Here is a 254-nt window from a genome sequence, read left to right on the forward strand (position 1 = left end):
CTTTATGCGGTCCGCAGCATGCCCTACTTCCGGTTTTCGATCGCCCTTCGCAGGAAACCACCGGCGTCGTCGAGCGCGGCCTTTGCTGCGGAGGGGTCGATGCCGGTGAGCAGCACCAAAATCGCCGCCTTCACCGAGCCCCCGACGGAGTCCAGAGCCGCGGCAGCTTCTTGCGCTGAGACTCCCGTGGCGTGCTGCACGGTCCGCTGGGAGCGGGCCAGCAACTTCTCATTCGTGGCGCGCAAATCCACCAT

1 pseudogene is annotated in these 254 nt (G+C 65.4%); it reads right to left on the reverse strand.

Features of this window, described 5'->3' with window-relative positions:
- Positions 1-23: 23 nt before the first annotated feature.
- A pseudogene (murQ, locus tag SB772_RS43370) lies at positions 24-254 on the reverse strand (N-acetylmuramic acid 6-phosphate etherase); the annotation flags it as partial.

Origin of the sequence: Paraburkholderia sp. SIMBA_030, from assembly GCF_046535245.1 — a bacterium.
GTDB lineage: Bacteria > Pseudomonadota > Gammaproteobacteria > Burkholderiales > Burkholderiaceae > Paraburkholderia.